Annotated in this window: 3 protein-coding genes; all 3 read right to left on the bottom strand. The window is 62.8% G+C overall.

Annotation, left to right across the window (positions count from 1 at the left end):
- The gene (leuC, locus tag LBK75_05680; GenBank protein MDR1157785.1) at positions 1 to 1,278 is read right to left on the bottom strand and encodes a 3-isopropylmalate dehydratase large subunit; all 1,278 of its coding nucleotides are present in this window, start codon (positions 1,276 to 1,278) and stop codon (positions 1 to 3) included.
- A 133-nt stretch (positions 1,279 to 1,411) separates the two neighbouring features.
- The gene (gene cimA / locus LBK75_05675) at positions 1,412 to 2,965 is read right to left on the bottom strand and encodes a citramalate synthase (GenBank protein ID MDR1157784.1); all 1,554 of its coding nucleotides are present in this window, start codon (positions 2,963 to 2,965) and stop codon (positions 1,412 to 1,414) included.
- Positions 2,966 to 2,980: 15 nt separating this feature from the next.
- Positions 2,981 to 4,480 carry a 2-isopropylmalate synthase gene (locus tag LBK75_05670; GenBank protein MDR1157783.1) on the bottom strand — a complete coding sequence of 500 codons (1,500 nt, stop codon included), beginning with the start codon at positions 4,478 to 4,480 and terminating at the stop codon, positions 2,981 to 2,983.
- Between the last annotated feature and the right edge of the window lie 219 nt (positions 4,481 to 4,699).

The raw sequence follows: 4,699 nt of genomic DNA, 5'->3' as shown, positions 1-4,699 counted from the left end.
TTAAAACGCCTCCGGATTGGCGAGGCAGCCCCGCACGGCGGAAGCCGCGGCCACCGCCGGACTGGCCAGATAGATCTCAGAGTCCACATGCCCCATGCGCCCTACGAAATTCCGGTTGGTGGTGGAAACGGCGCGCTCCCCGGCGGCCAGGATCCCCATGTGCCCGCCTAGGCAGGGGCCGCAGGTCGGCGTGGAGTGTACGGCGACGGCCTCCACGAAGATCTCCGCGTAGCCCGCCCGGATGCAGTCCAGGTAAACCTGCTGGGTTCCCGGAAAGATGAGGCAGCGGACGTCCGGCGCCACCTTTCGACCCTTGAGGATCTTCGCCGTGACGCGCATATCTTCCAGACGGCCGTTGGTGCAGGAGCCGATGACCACCTGGTCGATTTTGACGGCGCCCGCCTCGTCGATGGTCCGCGTGTTTCCCGGCAGATGGGGAAAGGCCACGGTGGGCCGCACGGCGGACAAATCAATGGAAATCGTCTTTTCGTAGACCGCGTCCGCGTCCGCTTCGAAGATCCCGGCGTACGGGCCGGGGACTTTGTGGACGCCCGGATGCGCCGCCATGTAGTCCTTTGTTTTTTCGTCCACCGGGAAAATCCCGTTCTTCGCGCCGGCCTCGATGGCCATATTGGCGATGGTGAAACGGTCGTCCATGGACAACTGTCCGACGCCTGCGCCGGTAAACTCCATCGATCGGTACAGCGCGCCGTCCACGCCGATTTGTCCGATGATGTGCAGGATCACATCTTTGCCGCTCACCCATTCGGTGGGCGCGCCCGTCAGCACAAAACGAATGGCGGACGGGGTTTTGAACCAGGCCCGTCCTGTGGCCATGCCGGCGGCCATGTCCGTAGAGCCGACGCCGGTGGCAAAGGCCCCCAAGGCGCCGTAGGTGCAGGTGTGGGAATCCGCGCCGATGATCACCTCGCCGGGCGCCGCCAGCCCTTTTTCCGGCAGCAGCGCATGTTCGACGCCCATGGTTCCCACATCATAGAAGTGCTTGATCGCATGCCGCCTGGCGAACGCGCGCACGGCGCTGCACTGGCGGGCGGCAGCGATGTCCTTATTGGGTGTGAAATGGTCCAGCACCAGGGCGATCTTGTCACGGTCGAAGACACTGTCACACCCGGCCCGCGCCATCTCCCGGATGGCGACCGGAGCCGTGATGTCGTTGCCGAGTACCAGATCGACGGGCATGGTGAGCAGCTCGCCCTCCGCCACCGCCTCCCGTCCCGCATGAGCCGCCAAAATCTTCTGTGTCGCCGTCATCCCCACGGTCTCACCACCTCAAACACTTTTGTATTTCACAAAAAACCTTCGTTCCTACATCCCCTTGACAATAACACTCCATCGAATCCGCCAAGGTCTCAACAAAACACCTTTGTGTTTTACAAAAAAATCCCCGTTCCTATATCCCCTGATGGCAATGATACTCCATCGAATCCGCCAAGGCCTCAAAACTGGCGCGGATGATGTCTTGGGAGACGCCCACTGTGGTCCAGACCTCCCGGCCGTCGGTCGAAGTAATAAGCACCCGCACCCGCGCGTCTGTGGCCTCGGCGGCATCCAGCACACGCACCTTGTAGTCGATCAGCCTGATGCCCGCCACCTGCGGATAGAACACCTCTAACGCGCGGCGCAGCGCGCGGTCGAGCGCGTGTACCGGTCCGTTCCCCTCAGCCGCTGAAATCTCTTCCCGCTCCCCCACCCGAATCTTGATGACCGCGGTGGCGGAGAGGTGTGGGCGGTGTTCTCCGATGATCTTGAAGTGAAGCAGTTCAAAACACGGCCGGTACATACCGGTCAACCGGCGCAGCACAAGATCGAAACTGGCCTCCGCCGCCTCGTATTGGTACCCCTCGTGTTCTTTCTCTTTGAGCCGGCGCAGTGCGGCCAGCAGCGTCGGGCTGTCCCGGGTCACGGAGGCGTCGTAGGCCTGCAGCCGCGGCAGCAGCGCCGCCCGCCCGGCCATCTCCGAAGTCAGCATCCGGCGGCGGTTGCCCACCAGCGCCGGGTCAATGTGCTCAAAGGTAGCCGGCAGTTTGGCCACGCCGTCGAGGTGCATCCCGGCCTTGTGCGCAAACGCGCCGGCGCCCACATAGGGCGCGCCGTCCGGGATGATCACGTTCGCCACCTCGGCAATCTGGCGGGCGGCGTGCGTGAGCCGGGCAAGCTCCGGCAGACAGCGGTAGCCCCCCTTGCCCTGCAAATTGGCCGTCAGACAGGCCAGCGACGCATTGCCGCACCGTTCGCCGATGCCGTTGATCGTACCCTGCACATGCCTGGCCCCCGCTTGAACGGCCATCAGGGACGAAGCGACCGCCATGCCGCCGTCGTTGTGGCAATGGATGCCGGGCGGCACATCCAGCCCGGCCGCCGCCGCCGCCGTGATCCGGGCCACGTCACCCGGGAACGCGCCGCCATTGGTGTCACAGAGCACCAGTGTGTCCGCGCCGGCCCGGCGCGCGGCGTGCAGCGTCTCCATCGCATAATCCGGATCGTCGCGGTATCCGTCGAAAAAGTGCTCGGCGTCGTAGATCACCTCGCGGCCCTGCGCCTTCAAAAACGACACCGTGTCCGCGATCATCGCAAGGTTCTCCGCCTCCGAACAGGCCAACACGGTCGAGAGATGTAACTTCCAAGTTTTTCCAAATATGACGACGACAGGCGTCTCCGCCGCAAGCAGAGCGGCCAGATGGTCATCGCGCGCCGCCGTCATGTGTTTGCGCCGGGTGGCGCCAAAGGCGGCCAACCGCGCGTGCCGAAGCGTCCGGCCGCGCATCCGGGCGTAAAAATCCATATCCTTGGGATTCGAGGCGGGGTTTCCAGCCTCGATGTAATCTACGCCCAGTTCGTCGAGGGTGCACACGACGTCGATCTTGTCCGCCACCGAAAAAGAGACGCCGGGCGCCTGGGCGCCGTCCCGCAGCGTGGTGTCCAAAATCATGATTTTCTCATTCATAGGCCGTCCCCCACCCTATGCCATCAATTTGTTCACGGCGTGGATATACGACCTGATGGTGGCCTCGATGATATCGGTGGAGACGCCCCGACCGGAGACGGAACGCCCGCGCAGGCTCAACCGCAGCACGCACTCTCCCATCGCGTCGCCGCCCTCGGTGACGGCGCCGAGCTGGTAGCTCTCCAGCGAGAACTCTTCTCCCACAATCTCGTTGATGGCTTTGAAAGACGCGTCGACTGGCCCGTCGCCCATCGCCACGCGCTGTACCACTTTGTCCCCCATACGCAGCTTGATGATGGCTGTACCGTCGATCACGCTACCCGCGTTTATCACGAAGCTTTCGAGAGAAATCATGCCGGGCAGCGTGTTCTCCCGGCTCTCAACCAAGGCCTCCAGATCTGCGTCTTGGATGAATTTTTTCTTGTCGGCCAGGACTTTAAAACGCTCAAACGCCGTCTGCATATTTTCGGGCGCCAGGTCGAACCCGAGGGCATGCAGACGTTCCTCAAAGGCATGGCGGCCCGAGTGCTTGCCCAGCACCATTTTGTTCTGCGGCAGTCCCACGGAGGCCGGCGTCATAATCTCATAGGTGGTACGCTCCGCCATCACGCCGTGCTGATGAATGCCGGATTCATGCGCGAAGGCGTTGGCGCCGACCACGGCCTTGTTCGGCGGCACCGGGACGCCGGACACCGACTGCAGCAGGCGGCTGGTGCGGTAAATCTGCTGTGTATCGATGCGGCACCGGGCCTGGAAATAGGACCGGCGGGTGTGCAGCGCCATGACGATCTCTTCCAGCGACGCGTTGCCGGCCCGCTCGCCGATGCCGTTCACCGTGCACTCGACCTGCGCCGCGCCGCCCAGCACGCCGGCCAGCGAATTGGCGGTGGCGAGCCCCAAATCGTCGTGACAGTGCACCGAAAGCGTCACTTTTTCGATCCCCTTTGTATGTGCCACCACATAAGCAGTCAGCTCCTGCATCTCGCCGGGGTAGGCGTACCCGACCGTGTCCGGCAAATTGATTGTGAGGGCGCCGGCTCGGATCGCCGCCTCGCAGACCCGGACCAAGAAGTCCCGGTCGGAGCGGGTGGCGTCCTCAGCCGAAAACTGGACGTCGTCACAATATTTTTTTGCGCAGGCGACCATCGCAGCCGTCTGCTCCAGCACATTTTCCGGCGTCATACGCAGTTTATACTGCATGTGAATCGGTGAGGTGGCCAAAAAGATATGGATCCGAGGCGCCACCGCGTCGCGCACGCCCTCGTAGGCCGCGTCGATGTCCCTGGGCAGTGCGCGGGCCAGGCTGCACACGCGGGCTTCCTTCACCGCCCGCGCGATCGTCTGGACGGAAGCAAGGTCGCCTGGCGAGGCGACGGCAAATCCGGCCTCGATCACATCTACCCGCAGCCGCTCCAACTGGCGGGCCACCTCCAGCTTCTCCTGCAGATCCATCGAATACCCGGGGGCCTGTTCCCCATCGCGCAGCGTCGTATCGAAAATCTTGATCTCTCTCATATATCCCCCTACAGATAGCAATTGGACGCCCCAACCGATGGACGCAGAAAATTCCTAGTAGGCTGTGTCACCTAAATGTTTACCAAGCGTCGGTCTTTTTCCCGCCAGACAGCGTTGGCGGAACCCGCTGATACACGCCAGTATCAGCGGAACCCGCCGCCTCGCCTGACGAAAAAAATACTCGCCGCTTGCTGACAACCTTTAGATGACACAGCCTAC

The sequence above is a fragment of the Oscillospiraceae bacterium genome (assembly GCA_031265355.1).
Taxonomy (GTDB): domain Bacteria; phylum Bacillota; class Clostridia; order Oscillospirales; family UBA929; genus JAIRTA01.
Note: the sequence above shows the minus strand (reverse complement) of the source record. Positions and strands in the feature narration are given on the sequence as shown.